Below are 18,890 nucleotides of genomic sequence, written 5' to 3'. Positions count from 1 at the left end.
CGCAAACCGCAAACCGCAAACCGCAAACCGCAAACCGCAAACCGCAAACCGCAAACCGCAAACCGCAAACCGCAAACGACGAGGGGCGAATGCGTTCGCCCCTCGTCGTTCATGGATTGCGCGCGGCGGTTGAATCGCGTTTTCCCAGATGGGTTTCCCACAAACCCGCGATTTCCGCGATGTGCGGCCATCCCGCAATCTGCGCGGCGCCGCGAATTCGGTGAATCGCGTAGCGCACGCCCTCGGGGTCGTCATCGCGCAACGCATGGCGAAGCCGATCCAGATCCTCATCCAGTGCCAATGCGTTGAATCGTTCGAGCGATTCGGGACGCACGTCCCGCGCCGCGCCGGCCGGCGCGGGCTCATCCTGTACGGCCGCGATCCGCAGGCCGGGGCACCATTCCGCGATCAGGCCGCGCAGCGCGCCGAGCCGTAGCGGCTTCGTCAATATGCCGTCCATCCCGCTCGTCACGCAGCGCAGCCGATGTTCGTCGTCGGTCGCGGCGGAGATGGCGATCACCGGCGTGTGCCGGCCCATCGCGGCATCCCGTTCGCGGATGCGTTCGGCGACCGTGTAACCGTCGAGGTCGGGCAGATTGCAGTCGAGCAGCACCATGTCGTAGCGCTGATGCTCGAACGCGGCCAGCGCGGCGGAGCCCGTTCCGGCGATGAACGATGCGCAGTCGAGCGCATCGAGTTGGCTGCGGATCGCCAGTTGCACGGCCTCGTGGTCGTCGACGACGAGCAAGTGCGGGCGGGGCGGACGCGCCATGTCCGACGGCGCGGGCTCCGATACCGGCAGCGGCTGAGGCGGCGGCGCGGCCGGCAGATCGGACACGCGCGGCGGTGCGACCGGCGGCGCGACGTCCTGCCCCGGCGCGTCGATCCCCTCCAACAGCGTCGGAACAGAGACCGTGAATGTCGTCAGCTCGCCCGGGGCGCTGCGGACCTCGATCCGCCCGCCCATCAATTCGCACAGTTCCTTGCAGATCGCGAGACCCAGTCCCGCGCCGCCGTTGCCGCGCGCGGTCGACTGCCTGGCCTGCCAGTACGCGTCGAACAGATGCTGCTGTTGCTCGGGCCGGATGCCGATGCCGCTGTCGAATACTTCGAGCGTCAGCATGCCCGACCATTCGGCGCGCGACGCCTGCGCATAGTGGACGCGCAAGCCCACCCAGCCGCTGTCGGTGAACTTGATCGCGTTGGTCAGCAGGTTGGACGCGATCTGGCGCAGGCGCATCGGATCGATCAGCAGATTGAGCCGGGGGTTGCAGTCGATTTCCAGCGACAGCGCGAGCCCTTTCTGCTCGGCCCGGCCGCGCACCATGTCGAGCGTGTCTTGCGCCCATGCGCCGATCGGGGTGGCGCGCCGCTCCAGCCGTACGCCGCGAGAGCCGAGCCGCGAGTATTCGAGCACCTGGTCGAGCAGCGCGAGCAGGGTTTCGGACGCGACGATCGCCGCGTTCGTGCGGTCCGCGAGGCGGACGTCCAGCGGCGCATCGCGCAGCAGATCGAGCGAAGACAGCACGGTATGCATCGGCGTGCGGACCTCGTGGCTCATGAACGCGAGGAAGGCCGTCTTGTCGCGCTCGCTGCGCATCGCGCGTGCGCGGGCTTTCAGGGAGATCGCCGCGAGCACGGCGAACGCGAGCACCGCGGCGGCCGTCGCCAGCGCCTGCTTCCAGTGGTAGCGCATGATCGAGGCGAGCGTGGGCCGGCCGTAGTCCGCCCGGTCGAGCCACGTGTCGAGGATCGCTTCCGTCTGCCGGGACGACATCGCGGCGAGCGATTTGTCGATGATCGACGCGAGCAGCGACAGATCGCTGCGCGTCACCATCGACACCGAGACCGAACGATTCGCGACCATGCCCGACAGAAACAGCTGGTTCGTGAACTGACGCCGCACGCTGGGCAGCAGTGACGCATCGACGCCGAGCGCGGCGTCGGCGCGGCCGTCGCGGACCGCTTCGAGCGCCGCCGTCTCGTCGGGAAACGGGATGATCCGGATGTCCGGGTAGGTGTTGCGCAGAAAATATTCGATGCCGCCGTCGCGCTTGAGCGCGACGCGCTGGCCGGAGAGCCGCTGCAGGTCGAGGATCATCGTGCTGTCCTGCGCGGTGACGATCGCGAGGCGGCACACCAGGTAGGGCGCGGTGCTGACGGCGTGCTCGCCGAACCGCGCGCGCGCCGTTTCGCTCCAGATGCCGGGCAGCAGATCGACGCGGCCGTCGTCGAGCATCGCCTGGGACCGCCCCCATTGCGTGTGCGGCATGGGCTCGAATCGAAGCCCCGACGCGCGCGAGATCGCGTCGAGATAGGACGGGATGATACCCACGCGCTTGCCGCCGTCGAGATATTCGAACGGCCGCCAGCCGGGGTCCGATGCGACGCGCACGACCGGATGATCGTGGATCCACGCGCGCTCCTCGTCGGTGAACGCCGGGTGCGCGTCGGCGGCGAACACGGTGGGGAGCCAGAGCGCGAGCACGCATGCCGCCGCGAACCGGCGCAGGAGCGCGCGCAGCGCGCTCGGTGCGCTCGGTGCGCGAATCGACCGCCGGGAAAGCGGCCGCCGCCATGCGGCGCCGAGAGGGCGCGGCAACGCGAGTGTCGACGGGAAACGCCGTGTTTTCAAGGTTCTGCGGCAGAGTTTTTACGAAACGGAAATGGTATCGCTTCGTTCTTGCACGACCGCAAGGATCCCCTTCGTTTAGAACAATTACTATTTATCTCTAATTTAAATTTTTACTAGTACGATTTTCGTCGACGGTTTGACGCGACAGATTTCGCGCAGGGCGTGACGCAACGGCAGTTTTTGCCGCGTGGTGCCGGCGGATGGGGCAGCCTGGCGGCCTGGGCTAACGCCCGGTCGGGTGACGCGTCCGGCGAACGGGTTCAGGATGCCTGGCCTTCCCGTTCGAGCAGCTTGCGCTTGCGCTCGACACCCCACCGGTAGCCGGACAGATTGCCGTCGCTGCGGATCACGCGATGACACGGAATCGCCACGGCCAGCCGATTGGCGCCGCACGCCTGCGCCACCGCGCGCACCGCTTTCGGCGCGCCGATCTTCGCGGCGATGTCCGAGTAGGTCGCGGTCGTGCCCACCGGAATCGTGCGCAGTGCCTGCCAGACGCGTTGCTGGAACGCGGTGCCGCGTACGTCGAGCGGCAGGTCCAGTCCGATGCCGGGCGCTTCGATGAAGCCGACGACCCGCGCGACCCGGTCTTCGTAGGCCGCATCGCTGCCGATCAGGTTCGCCCGTGGAAACTGGTCCTGCAAGTCGCGCAGCAGCGCGTCGGGATCGTCGCCGATCAGGATCGCGCACACGCCGCGTTCGCTTTGCGCGACGAGGATCGCGCCGAGCGAGCATTCGCCGATCGCGAAATGGATGTCGGTATTGACGCCGCCCGCGCGATATTCGGACGGCGTCATGCCGAGCACGCCGTCGGCCGCTTCGTAGAAGCGGCTGTTCGAATTGAAGCCCGCGTCGTAGATCGCCTCGGTGACGGAGGTCGGCCGCGCGAGCCGTTCCCGCAGCCGCTTCGCGCGGTGCGCGACCGCGTAGGCCTTGGGCGTCACGCCGGTCACGGCCTTGAAGACGCGATGGAAATGGTAGGGACTCATGTCGGCACGCTGCGCCAGCGCGGCCAGGCCGGGTTCGGCATCCGCGGTCTCGATCTGCCGGCAGGCGTCGGCGACGAGCGCGGCGTGCAGCTCGGCGATGCGTGTCTGGTCGGCGGCGACCCGCCGGGTGGGGCGGTAGCCGGCCGCCTCGGCGGCTTGCGCGGTCGCGAAGAATTCGACGTTTTCCGGGCGCGGGATGCGCGACGTGCTGCTGGGACGGCAATAGACGCCCGTGGTCCGGACCGCATACACGAACTGGTCGTCGGCGGCCGGATCGCGCGCGAGCACGGCGGCCCAGCGCGGGTCGCCGGTGACGGCGGCGGGATCCGGTTTCGGGGACGAAAGCGCTTTGACCTTCTTCATGGCGATCTCACTTCGTTCGATTCATCGATCATGACTGTACACAGATGGCGCCGGATCGGCGTTCCGGCGCTTGCAGTTCGATTCGCGGCGGCCGGGGAGGGGCAGGCGCGCCGCCGCGCGGCGGGCCACGTCCGGTGCGGGCGAGCGCTCAAATCAGCGCCCGCTGCGCGTATTGCCCGGCTTCGCGCTTCAACAGTTCCCGCTTGCGCTTGAAGCCCCATCGGTAGCCGGCCAGCGAGCCGTCCTTGCGGATTACGCGGTGGCACGGCACGGCGATCGCCAGCGGATTGGCCGCGCAGGCTTCGGCAACGTCGCGGGCCGCGCGCGGATCGCCGAGCGCGCGGGCGATGTCGCCGTACGTCGCGGTGGCGCCGGGCGCGATCGTTCGCAGCGCGTCCCACACGCGCCGCTCGAAGGCGCTGCCGTGCGGATCGAGCGGGAAGCCGGGCGCATCGCCCGGATGGTCGGCCAGATGCGCGGCGCGCGCCACGCGTTGCGACAGCGCCGCGCCGGGATCGGGCGCCGGAGCGGGAAAACGCGTTCCCAGATCGGCGATGAGTGCGCGGTCGGTGTCGCCGAGCAGGATCGCGCAGACGCCGCGCGCGGTTTCCGCCACGAGGATGCGTCCGAGCGAACAGGCCCCGGTTGCGTAGCGGATCGGCTCCGTTGGACGGCTGACTGGATCGTTCATGATCGAGTGCTCCTGGGCAGGGTGGGTCGTGTCGCGGTGTCGTGCGCTTCCGGTGCGGCGGGCGGGTAACCTCGAACGTCCGGGGTCACCCGCCTGACGCGCGGCACGCCGTTGCAAGGCAGTCTGAGGCGTCCGGCGCCGCGCCGCACTCCGGGGCTGGCGGTCGAATTGCCGCGCGAGTCGGACGCGGCCAGGCGTTGCGGGCCGACGACGGCATGGCACCGCGACCCGGAGACGGCGGAGCGGCGCCGGTGTGCGATCTGTCGGCACGCGTTCGAGTCGCGGCGCATGCAGGTCGCGGGACGGCGCGGCGCCGAACCCGCGCGGAAGTCACGCCCCGGATGCGCGGCACATCGCGCTACTGCGCATCGTGAAAGATGATGCCGACCGTGTGCCGGATGCCCGAGGTCAGGCGGCTCACGCCATGCCGCATGTTCACGCGATAGGGGCCGCGGGCGCCGTTGACGGGACGCTGATTGACCGTGAACACGACCGCGTCGCCGCGCGTGAGCGGAACGACCTCGACCCGCGATTGCATGCGCGGCCGCTGCTCAGTCATCACGAATTCGCCGCCGCCGAAATCCCGGCCGGGCGCCGACAGCAGGATCGCGACCTGCAGCGGAAAGACGTGTTCGCCGTACAGATCCTGATGCAGGCAGTTGTAGTCGCCGGCCTCGTAGCGGAGGATCAGCGGCGTGGGGCGCAGTTGCCCCGCGTCGTGGCAGCGCTTCAGGAAATCCGCGTGCTGGGCCGGATAGCGAACGTCGACGCGCATCACCTCGTTCCAGCGGTTCGCGATCGGCGCGAGCGGCGGGTAGAGCGCGGTGCGCAAGGTATCGACCAGTTCGGGAAGCGGATACGCGAAATACTTGTACTCGCCGAGGCCGAAACCGTGGCGCGCCATCACGACGCGCGAGCGATACGGCTTGTCGAGCGGATAGTCGCGCGCGAGCGCCGCGCATTCGTCGGGCGTGACGAGTTGCGGCAGTATCGCGCAGCCGTGTTGGTCGAGGTCCAGCGCGACGCGGGGCCAGTCCTGCGCGTCGACGCGCCGGGCGGCCGAGGCGGTGGCGAGGACGGTGCTCATGCCGATGCGTCCGTCCGGCGCGGCGCCGGCCGGTGCGCGATGCTTGCGCGGGCGTGCGGCGGGGTACGGTCGTCGCGCCTCTCTCGGGGGCGCGGAATCGCGGCGGCCGGTTGGCCGGTGGAGGCGCAGGCTGCCCAACGCACCGTGCGAGGGCGGCGGCTGCGTGTGCCGGCCGGAACGGCTGAAATGGCGATCATGACGGGCTCCTTCGGAGGGATCGATGGAGCCAGTGTAGGGGCGGCCGGCGTGGCGGACACTCCGGGTCTTGCGGTCAAATTCCCGGGAACGGTGGCCGGGTGCCGGGGCGGCGAGCGCGCGGGGGGCGGCGCGGCAAGGAGGAGGTGGGCGGAGGCGATCCCGGGGCGCCGTGCGAGCGCGCCGCCGTCGGTTACATCACCGGAAACAGCGAGTCTTGCCGGGCCTCCAGCGAGAGCAGCAGGTGCTTGGCCTTCAGGCCGCCGCCGAATCCCGTCAGATCCCCGGATGCGCCGATCACGCGATGGCACGGCGTGATGATCGAGATCGGATTCTTGCCGTTCGCCGCGCCGACGGCGCGCACGGCCTTCGCATTGCCGATCTGCTCGGCGATCTGCAGGTAGCTGCGCGTTTCGCCGAACGGGATCGTCAGCAAGGCCGCCCAGACCTTTTTCTGGAATTCGGTGCCCGCGAATTCCAGCTCGATGTCGAAACGGGTCCGCTTTCCCGCGAAATATTCGTCGAGCTGACGCGCCGTTTCGTCGAGCACCGGATGCGCGTCCACTTCGGCCATCTCGCCGAGCGGCACGCGGCCCAGCCGCTCGTGCTCCCACAGCACGGCGGCCAGGCGTGTGTCGTTCGCGACGAGCTTCAGCTTGCCGACCGGGGAATCGATCGTCTTGTACACGTACATTCGGTTGCTCCGCTGATGGGTCGTCCGCGGTGCGTGGCCCGATGCCCGAGGGGGCCGGGTGCGCGGACCGGGGTGTGCGACCCGGGTCCGCGGACAGTCATGGCGGAATTATGCAGACAACGGCACCGGTCCGTCCATTCGCCGGCGGACAGGACGATGGATTCGAGCGGGCGCGCCCGCGCGCGCGTCAGGCCGCCTTGCGCAGGCCGATCCAGCGTCCCAGCTTCGCGAACAGGCCGTGCCGGGCGATCCATTCCGCGTAGGCGCGGTAGTCGGGATCGCGCATCAGGTGCCGCTCCTCGGTCTTCGCGCGCATGAAGTACAGCAGATTCACGGCGATCAGCGCGGCCGTGTGCGCGATCGCGATCTGCCAGCCGAGCGGCTCGATGAACGGAATCGACACCATCCAGTACGACAGGTTCTTGGTGATGTAGGCGGGATGCTTCGTGAACCGGTAAGGCCCGGACGTGATGATTCCGCGATTGGTCAGGTTCGAGAACCGCAGGCCGAACGAGATCGTCGAGAGCGCGTAAGTGATCAGCAGCGCGATGATCACCGTGCCCCACAGCACCCGGAGCACGGGCACCGAGATCAGCCAGTTGTCCCAGAACATCGAGCCTTCGTAATGGATGTACTGATTCGCGATCAGCGACCAGAACGGCTGGTAGCAGACCAGCGCGACGAGCCAGCCGAGCGTCGTTGGTTCGACGCTGCGCACGTGGCTGTCGAGAATCCGGAACGTGCACAGATAGCCGACCGTGCCGAACATCAGGTCCATCGTGAACGACAGGTCGTACAGGAACCGGAAGGTGGCGAGCGACATCGGCGCGCCGAGCGCGGTGTTGAGCGATGCGCCGAGATGGTCGGCGTCCGTCGACAGGTAGACCACCATCAGCGGCAGGAAGAACGCCTTCACCATCCAGCCCGCGAGCATCTCGCGGATCGGCCGCCAGTTCGCCGGCCGTTCGCCGCGCAGCAGCAGCCGGCCCCATGACAGGTACGCATCGTCGACGTCGCGCTGGCGCGTGTCCATCCACATGAAATAGAACGGCGCGCCGATCGCGATGTAGGGAGCGAGCGCGCGGGTCAGTGCCCAGAACGGCGTGTAGAACGCGCCGTGGTACTCGGGCAGCAGCCAGTACAGCAGCGCGATGGCCGCATAGATCGACGCGAGCGCGGCGAGCCGCACCGCGACTCGCGCGATGCCGAGCGCGCGCACCGCGCCGCTCGCCAGGCCGGCGCTCGGACGCAGGTAGACGCGCGCGACGAACAGCTCGTACGCGCCGATCGTCGCGATGATCGCGAGGCAGGCGGCCGTGCCGCGGAATGCGCTGTTCAGCGCGGGGATGTCGCGCAGGATCCAGAGCGTGATGAGGCCCGCGACGATTCCCGCCAGGCCGACGGAGAACGGAGTCGCGGAACGCGGTGGCCGGTCTTGCATGCCCGCAACGCTTTCGTAGGTGGAGTTCATGTCATCCTCGTTTTATGACATTGGAGGCGGCCGGGACGTTTTGATTTTTGGGCCCGGCCGCATGCGCGTCGGGACGCGCTATTTACCGGGGGTGCCGCCGAGCAGCCCTCCCAGCAGGTTCGTCAGCGGGCTCAGCAGCGTTGCGCCGCCCGCTGCGCCGGCACCCGCGCCGGCGCCGACTGCCGCGCCGCCGGTCAGGCCGGGGACGAGGCCGGTCACCGGCGCGCCCGTGCCGGGTGCGACCGGAAGCAGCGGTCCGAGCAGGGTCGTCACGGGCGCCAGCAGGCCGCCTGCACCGCCCGCGCCGCCCGGCGCGGCGGGTTTGCCGAGCAGATTCGTCAGCGGCGCCAGCAGGCCGCCGACGACAGGCACGCTGCCGGGCGAACCGAGGTTGCCGATGATGCCGGTCAGCGGCGGCAGCGTGCCCGAGGTGCCGCCGGCGCCGCCGCCGATACCGCCGCCGATGCCGCCGACGCCACCGATACCGCCGCCGATGCCGCCGACGCCACCGATACCGCCGCCGAAGCCGACGCCGCCGACGATACCGCCGCCGCCGCCGCCCCCGATCCCGCCGCCGAGGCCGCCGCCGCCACCGATACCGCCGCCGAAGCCGACGCCGCCGACGATACCGCCGCCGCCGCCGCCCCCGATCCCGCCGCCGAGGCCGCCGCCGCCACCGATACCGCCGCCGATGCCGCCGACGCCACCGATACCGCCGCCGATGCCGCCGACGCCACCGATACCGCCGACGATGCCGCCGACGCCACCGATACCGCCGATGCCACCGATGCCACCGATGCCACCGATGCCACCGATGCCACCGATGCCACCGATGCCACCGGCACCGCCGCCGATGCCGACGCCTGCCCCGAGACCCAGGCCGAGGCCGAGATCGCCGCCCAGCGTGACCGGCAGGCCGGTGATCGGTCCGAGCGGATTGCCGGTGCCGCCGGTGAACAGTCCGCCTGTCGACGTGACGGTCTTGCCGAGCTGGGTGACGACGCCGCCGATATCCTTGCCGACCTGATCGCTAGTCGAGCCCGTTACCTTCGCGCCGAGCGCGCTGATGCCGTTGCCGATCGTGCTGAGCAGGTTGTTGAGCGGCGCGCCGAGGCCGGTGGCGTTGCCGATGGTCTGGGTCGTGCCCGACACGGCCAGCGTGATCGGATTGATCACCGAGCTGATCTGCGTTTCCACCTGCTGCACGGGGGGGCTGGTCAGGACGTGATTCAGTCCGCCCGCAACCTGGCCGACCACGCCGCCGACACCGCCGACGACCGTGGTGCCCACCAGTGCCGTCACGGGTGCGAGCGGGGCGAGGGGACCGCTGCCGAGGCTCGTTACGACGCCGCCGACCTTGGTGACCGCCGAGCCGACGTTCGAGACGACGCCGCTCGTGGAGGTCAGCGTCGGTCCGAGCGGATTGACCGAGGTGCCGAGCGTGCCGAGGCCGGCGGCGGTACCGTTGCCCAGTACCTTGACGCCGTTGCCGAGATCGGTGATCGCGTTGCCGAGATCGGTGGTGGTGGCGCCGTTGACGCCCGGGACAGCCGAGCTGGAAACCTTGGTGCCCGTATCCGCGACGACCGTGCCGACGTCGGTGATCAGGTTGCCGCCTTGGGTGACGATTGCGCCGAGGGGGGCGGACGAGGTGCCCGAAGTGCCTGAGGTGCCCGAAGTACCGGAAGTACCCGACGTACCGGAGGTGCCCGACGTACCGGAAGTGCCCGAGGTACCGGAAGTGCCCGAGGTACCGGAGGTGCCGGAGGTGCCGGAAGTGCCGGAAGTGCCGGAAGTGCCGGAAGTGCCGGAAGTGCCGGAAGTGCCGGAAGTGCCGGAAGTGCCGGAAGTGCCGGAAGTGCCCGACGTACCGGAGGTGCCCGACGTACCGGAGGTGCCCGACGTACCGGAGGTGCCCGACGTACCGGAGGTGCCCGACGTACCGGAAGTTCCCGAGGTACCGGAAGTGCCCGAGGTACCGGAAGTTCCCGAGGTACCGGAAGTGCCCGAGGTACCGGAAGTGCCCGAGGTACCGGAGGTGCCCGAGGTGCCGGAGGTGCCCGAGGTGCCGGAAGTGCCCGACGTACCGGAGGTGCCCGAGGTACCGGAAGTGCCCGACGTACCGGAGGTGCCCGAGGTACCGGAGGTGCCCGAGGTGCCGGAGGTGCCCGAGGTGCCGGAGGTGCCCGAGGTGCCGGAGGTGCCCGAGGTGCCGGAGGTGCCCGAGGTGCCGGAGGTGCCCGAGGTGCCGGAGGTGCCCGAGGTGCCGGAGGTGCCCGAGGTGCCGGAAGTGCCCGACGTACCGGAGGTGCCCGAGGTACCGGAAGTGCCCGACGTACCGGAGGTGCCCGAGGTACCGGAGGTACCCGAGGTACCGGAAGTGCCCGAGGTACCGGAGGTACCCGAGGTACCGGACGTGCCTGAGGTGCCGGAGGTGCCTGAGGTACCGGAGGTGCCCGAGGTGCCGGAGGTGCCCGAGGTACCGGACGTGCCCGAGGTACCGGACGTGCCCGAGGTACCGGACGTGCCCGAGGTACCGGACGTGCCCGAGGTACCGGAGGTGCCGGAGGTACCGGACGTGCCCGAGGTGCCCGAGGTACCGGAAGTCCCCGAGGTACCGGAGGTACCTGACGTACCGTGAGTGCCCGAAGTCCCCGACGACCCTGAGCTCCCCGACGAGCCCGAGCTCCCCGAGCTACCGGAACTCCCCGAACTGCCGGAGGTGCCCGAACTGCCGGAGGTCCCGGAGACGCCCGACGTGCCGGAAGTCCCGGAGGTCGTCGGCTTGATCGTGCCCGTGATCGGTGGGGTATTGATCGATCCGCAACCATGGAGGGCGAGCAGGGTTGAAACGCCGATCGCGATGGTTGTTTTGTTGAACAAGGTTCGCATGTGAGCCCCCAGAAGTCATTCTGTGCGACCTTATCCAGCAAAATCCGGACCATTAAATAAATATCGAATCGAATCGGGATAAGCATGTGAAAAAAACGAACCCGGCACCCAGGACACAAATAAAATTCGCGGAACCGGGATAAGGGACGAGCAGCCTGTCGCGATGTTCCGGCCGTGCTACGTAACGTTCCACGTGACGTAACGGCCTGTGCCGCGCGGGTACTTTCAGCCGGTGTGCGAACCGGGCGGCGCGATAGGCGCCTAGGGAATCTTTGCACCGCACCATCGGCTCTTTACGCGATCTTTTTACCGCGCTCGCTACCATCGATGCGTGTTCAACAGACGGGCTCCCACCGCATGCCGGGCGGCAGCCTTCCGCATATGACACTGCGCAAAACCGAAGGCGGCGCGAACGCCGGCCGTCGTGGGCGGACCGCCGACCGGCGCGAATCGCGCGACCGTCGCGACGTCGCGGACGAGACCCTGCTGATTTCCCTGCTGATCGACACCCGGCATCTGAAGACGGCGCGGCAGGTTCTGCATCGCGCGCTCGGCGACGACATGGCGATCTATGTCGCGACCATCGACAATCGCGGCGGCCGCGCATCGCTGCAGATCGAACTGGCGGCCGAACGCGTGCCCCGCATCATGTCGCTCGTGATGAGCGCGCTGCCCGAAGCGGAATTCGGTGCGATCCGGCCCTCGCGACGCAGCCGGCCGCACTGAGCATCCATGCTCGCCGCCGTCCCTGCTTGCCGCGGGAATGCCGGCGGCGAGGCCGCCGGGATCGGATCCGGCGGCGCCCGCCGCCGCGTCACGGCCGCCGCATCATGCGGAAACCGGCTTCGCGGCATGCGCCCGTTCCGGCGCCGCCTCCTCGAGCGCACCGAGGAAACTGGCGCTCCACCAGTGCACGTCCTGCGCGCGGATGCGCGCGAGCAACGCCGCGTTCCGGCGGATGCGTTCGTCGAGCGACATCGTCAGCGCGCGCTGGATCGCCCGCGCGGTGCCCTGCACGTCGTACGGATTGACGAGGAGCGCATCGGTCAGCTGTTCGGCCGCGCCGGCGAAACGCGATAGCACGAGCACGCCCGGATCCGCCGGATCCTGCGCGGCGACGAACTCCTTGGCGACCAGATTCATGCCGTCGCGCAGCGGCGTGACGAGCGCCACCCGGCTCGCACGGTACAGGCCCGGCAGATCCGTGCGCTCGACATTGCGGTGGATGTAGCGGACCGGCATCCAGTCGAACTCGCCGTAATCGCCGTTGAGCGCGCCGCACAGGCCGTCCATCTGCTGGCGCAGGTCGTCGTATGCGTCGACGTCCTCGCGGCTCGGCGCCGCGATCTGGATCAGGGTCGCGCTCTTGCGGCTTTCCGGATGCTGCGCGAGCCATTCTCGAAACGCCTGCACGCGCTGCGGCAGCCCCTTCGAATAGTCGAGCCGGTCGACGCCGACGAGCAGCTTGCGCCGTGCGTATTCGTCGCGCATCTGCGTGAACATGTCGAGTCCGTCCGGCGCGCGCGCGAGACTCGCGAATTCGTCCGCGTCGATCCCGATCGGAAACGCGCCGACCCGCAAGGTGCGATCGAAGGCGCGCAGCCGTTCCGGATCCAGCTGCTGCGCGCCGGCCTCGGCTTCGACGTAGCGGACGAAATGCGTGACGTCCGAGTGCGTCTGGAGGCCGACGAGATCGTAGTCGAACAGCGCGCGCATCAGCGATTCGTGCTCGGGGATCGCCGCCATCATCAGCGGCGGCGGCATCGGAATGTGCAGGAAGAAGCCGATCCGGTTGCGGCAGCCGAGCGCGCGCAATTCGGTGGCGAGCGGGATCAGGTGATAGTCGTGCACCCAGATCAGATCGTCCGGCCGCAACAACGGCAGCAATTGCTGCGCGAACAGCCGGTTGACGCGCAGGTAGCCGGCGGCGAAGCGCGCATCGAAATTCGCGAGATCGAGCCGGTAGTGGAACACGGGCCACAGCACGTTGTTCGAGTAGCCGAGGTAGTACGCGTCGTAATCGTCCTGGCTCAGGTCGATCGTGGCGAGCTGGACGGAGCCGATCTGCTGGGTCTGCACCTCCGGCGCGTAGCGCGTGCCGGGCGGTGCGTCGATCAGCTTGCCGCTCCAGCCGAACCACAGGCCGCCGCGCCGCTGCAGGCTGTCCCTGACCGCGACGGCGAGGCCGCCGGCGGTGGCGCTGGACGGATCGGCGGTGCGATTGGAAACGACGACTAGACGGCTCATGGCGGGCTCCGTGTGAAGGCGGGCCGGTACGGCGCGGCCTGCGCCGCGCGGCATCGGGGTGATTGCATCAGGAAGGGCCGCTCGCGGCGCCGCGATCCTTGCGAGTGGCCCTTCCTGATGCAATCCGGGTGACGCGAATGGATGCCAGGCGGCAAGGACGGGTCGCCGGCGCCGAAGCGCCGGCGACGCGGCGAAAGCGGTCGATCAGTGTACGGTGCGGACGAATTCCGCGCGCACGTCCTGCAGGTGTTCGCGCGCCTTGCGCAACCGTTCGATCAGCTCGGGCGAAGCGGCGCCGATCGGCATGCGCGTCTCGCAGGAAACCGGATGATCGAGCGACAGCATGGCCTTGATCGCGGACGGATTCGGTGCCGAAAACAGTAACCTCAGCAGCGGGATCAGGCAAGCAAACAATTTACGCGCGTCCGCCCGGGCGCCCGTTTCGACCAGATGCCGCGCGTCGGCGAGCAGATCCGCGCAGACATGCGCGCTCGCCAGGATGCCGCCCGATCCGCCCGCGCTCAGGCAGTCGACGAAGGCTTCGTCGGTGCCGCACAGCAGGCTGAGCGGCAGGGTGCCGAGCCGCGCGAAGTGTTCCTTCACGCATTCCTTGATCGCGACCACGTTGCCGTGCTCGACGATCCGGGCGACCGTATCGGGCTCGATCGTCACGCCGGTGCGGTGCGGAACGTTGTAGAGCACGATCGCGCGTTCGGTTGCGCGCGCAACTTGTTCGAAATGCCAGCGCACGCCGGCCTGGTCGGGGCAGATATACGACGGCGGCGAAACGAGATAGCCCGCGCACGCCCAGCGCTCGTAGCGCCCGATCTCGCGCAGCACCTCGCGCGTGTCGGGGCCGCCGACGCCGATCACGATCGGCGCACGGCCGCCGACGACGCTGACGAGCGCTTGCACGACCGCCGCGCGCTCGACGTCGGACAGCAGCGCCGCTTCGGCCGTCGTGCCCAGCGCGACGAAGCCGTCGACGCCTTGCCGCAGGTAGTGATCCGCGAGGTACTGCAGCGCGTCGATGTCGACGCTGCCGCGCCGGAACGGCGTGACGAGCGGAATCCAGATGCCTGAGATCATGAGCGGCGCGCCTCCTCGCGGGTTTGTCCGTGCCCGATGCGCCCGACAGTCGCGGCGGGCAGTGTCGCGATCAGCGTGTGCAGCGCGAAGCCCAGATCGCCGCGTGCCAGATCGAACTGGACGCGAAGCGTGTCGTCGCGGGGTTCGATGCCGACGACATACGCGCCGAGCGGCGAGTGCAGCAGTGTCTGCAGCGTCGCGCGGAGCCGATCGGGCGAAGGATCGGCGATCGTGACCGGCAGCAGCAGCCGTCGGGCGGGAAGCGGAATGACGTTGTCGCGGGTCAGCGGCCGTCGGTTGACCGGCCGGGGGTCGTGATGAAGCAGCAGAGCTTGCGTGAGTGCCATGATGAGCGGGCGAGCCGCGATGCCTGGACGAGATGACTCAACGGTACAGGGTCCGGCGTAAACACTTTGAAAAAATACGGTGGTCGCGCGATAAAAAGTGCCGATACGCGAGGGCGGCGCGAGCCGTCGGGGACCGATCACGCACGCGATGCCGAAAAAAAGCCCCTCCGGAGAGGGGCATGCAATTGAGAGGAGATCCCTGGTGCTACGCCGCGCATGCCCGCGAACGGGCATGCGCGTGACGACATCGTGCTTATTTCGCGGAGCTGGCGCTGACCTTCGCGAAATCGAGGCTGCCGAAGCCCGTGTCGTAGTCCCAGCCGGCGGCGGCGGTGTAGCCGTGGTTGCTGTAGCCGTTGTTGCCGGACGTCACGTCGTGCACGAGCGCTGTATTGCTCGGGATCGACTGATAGAAGTTCTGCGTCGGCAGACCGAGGCTGTTGCTGTTGGCCGATTCGACGCGCGCCCAGCCGCCGACGAAGATCGGCGACGCGAGACTCGTGCCGCCCACCAACTGGTTCGTCTGGCCGTTGATGACGATGTACGCGCCCGTCGACTGCGCCGCGTCGAAGGCGACGTCCGGCAGCACGCGCTTGGTCACGCTGCTGCCGAGCGCGGCCGTCTGCCAGCTCGGCGCGGTTTCGTACTTGCTGACGCCGCCGCCCGTTGCCCAGATCCGCACGGCGTTGTCGACCGGGTTGCCGTTGCTGTCGACGTCCGCATACGCCACGCCTTCGTTCCACACCGTTTCGCCGGCCCACGTCGTCGTACCGGTGGTCGACAGGGTCGTGCCGCCGACGGCGACGACATACGGCGAGCTGGCCGGCGTCGATACGCTGTACTTCGTGAGGCTGATCGTCGTCTTGACGCTGCTGCCATTGTAGGTGCCGATGTAGCCGGGCGCACCCTGCGGCGAGGTGGACCACTGGTACACGCCCGCATCGCCGGCGGATACCGAGAAGACCTGCCCTTGCGCGGCGGCCTGCTTGAACACCGCGTCGTCGGCCGACAGCGAGCCGTCCGAATTGGCGGCGGTCTCGTCCTCGCCGAGCGACACGTTGATGACCGTCGCCTTGTTGTCGGTGACCGCCTTGTTGTAGGCGGCGGTCAACGTCGCGTCGGTGAGGCCGTCGTCGTTGCTGTCGCCGTTGATGGCCGCGTAGAAGATCAGCTGCTTCACGCCGCCCGAGGTACCGATGATGTCCTGGCTGTCCAGGTCCCACTCGCTCGGATCGCCGTCGTTGGCAAGCGTGCCCGAGCCGCCCGCGACGACCGCGGTATTGACGGTCGCGAGGCCGGCGTTCGACGTGAACGTGTTCAGGTCGGCGATCGTCTGGGTCATGTCGCCCCAGGTGATGATGCCGACCGTCGTGTTGGTCGCCGCGGGCAGGCCGCTCGCGTCGTAGATTTTCGCGAAGTCGGTCGGCTGGTGGCCGACCTGCGAGCCGGCGGCGGCGTTCTTCGTGGTCGAGTTCGGTTCGATGACGGCGTTGGGCGACACGCGATGGATCAGGCGATGCGGCACGACGGCATTCTGGAGGCCGAGCACCGATTCGACGACGGTGCCGAGCGACGACGGCACCAGCGCGGCCGAATCGTTCGCGTAGACAGTCTTGCCGCGATAGTTGAAGCGCTTGATGCTGGCATGGAAGCCGTTCTGCGCGTTGGTCGCGTTGCCGTCGGCCGAGATCAGCTTGTTGTTGTCCGTCACGTGGATGTTGCTGAAGCCGTTGGCCTTCAGGTGCGCGACCACGGCCTGGACCTGTGCGTCGGTCGGCGCGAAGCGCGCCTTGAACTGCTCGGGCGTCAGGTACTTGTGATAACTCGCGTTGCCCGGCTGGTTGACGGCTTGCAGGAATGCGTCGAGCTGATCGTCGTTGCGGCTTTTCAGAACGACCGTCACGTGCAGCGGCTGGCTCAGTTCGAGCGGCGTGACCACCGTGTCGGTGAGCGCCGGCGTCCCGATGCTGTTGAGCGAGTAGCTGGGCGTGGCGGCGGCGGCCGTTGCGCCTTGCGCCTGCGATTGCGCGGCGGGCGCGGCAGCGGGCGTGCTGGACAGGAGGAAGGCGTCGGTGCGCGTGCCGACCCAACTGGTGGCCGCATGGGCGGACAGCGGGGCGAGCGTGGCGGCTACCGCGAGCGGCAGCAGGGACAGCGCGAAGCGTTTGGACGACAGGCGATTGACTTGCCGAGTTCTCTGCATTGTGAGCTCCAGGATGATAACGAAGAACTGTTGCAGCATCCGCCGCCGCGGGTAGCGGCGCGGCCGGATGCAAACTGACGCATAGCCAAAGCAACGGATCCGATTTACGGCGACATGGATTTCCCTCCTCCTTCCAGCACGTTGATCGGGCCGGTTGGAGGGGCGACGCCCGTCTCCGACGGGCGTCGCTCCGACGCACGGCCCCCCCTGTTGCTCCCATCCTGCAACCCGCTCGCGACAACGCGGCCGGCTGCTAGTTGTGTGGCCGGATCCCGTTTCGCCGGTCCGGCTTTTTTCTGCGTTAAGAACTTAGGATTCCAATCTATCAAGCGTGAACCGGTCGATCCTCGAGGGGATTGTGACGCGATAGCCGCGGAATCGAATCGCCGGCAGCACGACGCCCTCGCGCGGCTGACCGGAATCGTCAGGCACGATGCGCTGCAGGTGGTTCAGTCAATCCGCCGGCGTCCCGTGAACCGGTCCGGCCGTGAAACGGGTTGCGCCGCCGGCCTCGGCCCGGCCGGACAGATGTCGTCCGGCTCGTGTGCCGTTGCCGTCCACCGCCGTTCCCGGCCGGATCGCACGCTGCCGCGCGAACCGGCGCGTCGATCGCCGTCGGGCCGAATCAATCCATCACGGAAATCCATCTTTATGCAGATCGATTTCAATGATTCCGATTCAAACTCAATGGGATTCGATTGCCGGTTAATCGAGAATTAATCGATGACCGGGAATATTTCGCGGTTTTGCGAACCGGATGCCGCCCTCGCAATAACGTAATTAAAATGGAAGAATTTTGTCAGCTTGTTGATTTTTTGGTACTTGTTCCCAATGTTTCCGCTGCGTTATGTGCGAGAAACAATATCAAGGAAAAAAATCGGACGTCAAACTTTTTTTGATTAAGGTTAAAACTTTTAGAGATATACGGATTTGATTTTGTAAGTAAAAATAATGAATTCGTAATTGGTGCAATGCGTAATAAAAACGGTTTTATTTGCAATGCGTCAGGGGAAAAAAGGCGGTGCGGCGGTGCGCTGCGCTAAGCGTGCTCGCCGCCGGTTTTGCGGGAGAGGAACGCGCCGATCAGATCGATCGCCTGGCGGCATTGCTGCGCGTCGAAGGTATGGAGCGTGCTGGATGCCACGTCCGCGCCGACTTGCGCGGCAAGCCAGCGAATGCCCTTGGCGCGCGCTTCGAATGCGTTGCAGCCGTCGCGGCGCATCTTCGCCGCGACCAGCGGCTCGAGTGCCGCATGGAGGTCGGACTTCGCCTGCCGCAGTTCGGCGTTCGCGAGCCGGCCGAGCGGCACGTTGCGCTTGCTGCGCGGATAGATGCCGATCCACGCCTCGCACGGCGGGCAGATCCACAGCGCGCCATGTTCGTCGCGGTAGGGATAGGCCGCATCGCCGTGACGGACGAGCATCGCCCTGGCGCCGCAATACTCGCAGACGGGTTGGGGCAACGCAGCAACGGGACGACCGACTCGCATGATTCAGGATGGCAAACTGACAAAAAATGGGCGGACGGACACCCGGGCGGGGACGCGCCGTGTCGTCGACGACACGGTACGGCAACGCACGGATGCCAGGGCGGCACCGTGTGCGACTAACGGCTACCAACTCGTAGTTTACCTCGTCGCGTTTTCCGGACGCGGCGCGAGGTGTTCCGAACGAATGTGCACGAATCGGTCGATACGGCACCGTTTCATCGCATATGTGCTGCCGAACGCACCGACGCCATGGAGGAAAGTGTCAACAATTATCACTTCGTGCAATCTTTTTATCGAGCTAGGAGGATATTCTCTACGCCATATTGGCTCAGTTTCTCATTATTTATGCGAGAAATCGCATTTTGCGAGAATATGAAGATGACGATTTGCATTTAAAGCATGCTTGTCATATGAATAATTTCGCTGAATGAGAGAATTTGAAGCAGGTACAAGGAGCACGTGCGCAAGACGGTACTGTGCGCGCCGCGGGCGGCCCTC

At 67.6% G+C, this 18,890-nt stretch carries 12 protein-coding genes and 1 pseudogene; 1 reads left to right on the top strand and 12 read right to left on the bottom strand.

What is annotated here, in order from left to right; translation table 11 throughout:
• Positions 1 to 109: 109 nt before the first annotated feature.
• The 7 genes and pseudogenes from RZR99_RS24455 to RZR99_RS33370 form a co-directional block, all read right to left on the bottom strand.
• Positions 110 to 2,488, bottom strand: coding sequence for an ATP-binding protein (locus RZR99_RS24455; RefSeq protein ID WP_323122354.1), 2,379 nt, complete (start codon positions 2,486 to 2,488; stop codon positions 110 to 112).
• Positions 2,489 to 2,895: 407 nt separating this feature from the next.
• Entirely contained in the window at positions 2,896 to 3,987 is a 1,092-nt protein-coding gene (ada, locus tag RZR99_RS24450) for a bifunctional DNA-binding transcriptional regulator/O6-methylguanine-DNA methyltransferase Ada (RefSeq protein ID WP_323122353.1), read from the bottom strand.
• 148 nt (positions 3,988 to 4,135) lie between these two features.
• Positions 4,136 to 4,678, bottom strand: a complete 543-nt coding sequence (locus tag RZR99_RS24445; protein ID WP_323122352.1) for a methylated-DNA--[protein]-cysteine S-methyltransferase — start codon at positions 4,676 to 4,678, stop codon at positions 4,136 to 4,138.
• Between the two features lie 358 nt (positions 4,679 to 5,036).
• The gene (locus RZR99_RS24440; RefSeq protein ID WP_323122351.1) at positions 5,037 to 5,765 is read right to left on the bottom strand and encodes a 2OG-Fe(II) oxygenase; all 729 of its coding nucleotides are present in this window, start codon (positions 5,763 to 5,765) and stop codon (positions 5,037 to 5,039) included.
• 403 nt (positions 5,766 to 6,168) lie between these two features.
• A pseudogene (locus tag RZR99_RS24435) lies at positions 6,169 to 6,654 on the bottom strand (methylated-DNA--[protein]-cysteine S-methyltransferase); the annotation flags it as partial.
• 187 nt (positions 6,655 to 6,841) lie between these two features.
• Positions 6,842 to 8,125 carry an isoprenylcysteine carboxylmethyltransferase family protein gene (locus tag RZR99_RS24430; protein WP_323122350.1) on the bottom strand — a complete coding sequence of 428 codons (1,284 nt, stop codon included), beginning with the start codon at positions 8,123 to 8,125 and terminating at the stop codon, positions 6,842 to 6,844.
• Positions 8,126 to 8,203: 78 nt separating this feature from the next.
• Positions 8,204 to 11,017: a collagen-like triple helix repeat-containing protein gene (locus RZR99_RS33370; RefSeq protein ID WP_407655496.1), complete on the bottom strand. Its 2,814-nt coding sequence runs from the start codon at positions 11,015 to 11,017 to the stop codon at positions 8,204 to 8,206.
• A gap of 381 nt (positions 11,018 to 11,398) precedes the next feature.
• Here RZR99_RS33370 and RZR99_RS24410 point away from each other — a divergent pair, with 381 nt between their 5' ends.
• On the top strand, positions 11,399 to 11,743 hold the full coding sequence (locus tag RZR99_RS24410) for a hypothetical protein (RefSeq protein WP_323122348.1): 345 nt from the start codon (positions 11,399 to 11,401) through the stop codon (positions 11,741 to 11,743).
• A 102-nt stretch (positions 11,744 to 11,845) separates the two neighbouring features.
• On the opposite strand, the gene otsA is transcribed toward RZR99_RS24410, so the two are convergent.
• From otsA to RZR99_RS24385, 5 genes are all read right to left on the bottom strand, one after another.
• Positions 11,846 to 13,264: an alpha,alpha-trehalose-phosphate synthase (UDP-forming) gene (gene otsA / locus RZR99_RS24405; protein ID WP_323122347.1), complete on the bottom strand. Its 1,419-nt coding sequence runs from the start codon at positions 13,262 to 13,264 to the stop codon at positions 11,846 to 11,848.
• A 204-nt stretch (positions 13,265 to 13,468) separates the two neighbouring features.
• Complete coding sequence (locus RZR99_RS24400) at positions 13,469 to 14,353, bottom strand: 4-hydroxy-tetrahydrodipicolinate synthase family protein (protein ID WP_323122346.1); 885 nt, start codon at positions 14,351 to 14,353, stop codon at positions 13,469 to 13,471.
• A complete protein-coding gene (locus RZR99_RS24395; RefSeq protein ID WP_323122345.1) occupies positions 14,350 to 14,841 on the bottom strand; it encodes a hypothetical protein in 492 nt (163 codons plus the stop codon). The genes RZR99_RS24400 and RZR99_RS24395 overlap by 4 nt, the downstream gene beginning before the upstream one ends.
• A gap of 112 nt (positions 14,842 to 14,953) precedes the next feature.
• The gene (locus tag RZR99_RS24390; RefSeq protein WP_323122344.1) at positions 14,954 to 16,903 is read right to left on the bottom strand and encodes a S53 family peptidase; all 1,950 of its coding nucleotides are present in this window, start codon (positions 16,901 to 16,903) and stop codon (positions 14,954 to 14,956) included.
• Between the two features lie 1,039 nt (positions 16,904 to 17,942).
• The gene (locus tag RZR99_RS24385) at positions 17,943 to 18,392 is read right to left on the bottom strand and encodes a zinc-finger-containing protein (RefSeq protein WP_323122343.1); all 450 of its coding nucleotides are present in this window, start codon (positions 18,390 to 18,392) and stop codon (positions 17,943 to 17,945) included.
• Positions 18,393 to 18,890: the final 498 nt, after the last annotated feature.

Source organism: Burkholderia alba (genome assembly GCF_034721475.1).
Taxonomy (GTDB): Bacteria; Pseudomonadota; Gammaproteobacteria; order Burkholderiales; family Burkholderiaceae; genus Burkholderia; species Burkholderia alba.
Note: the sequence above shows the minus strand (reverse complement) of the source record. Positions and strands in the feature narration are given on the sequence as shown.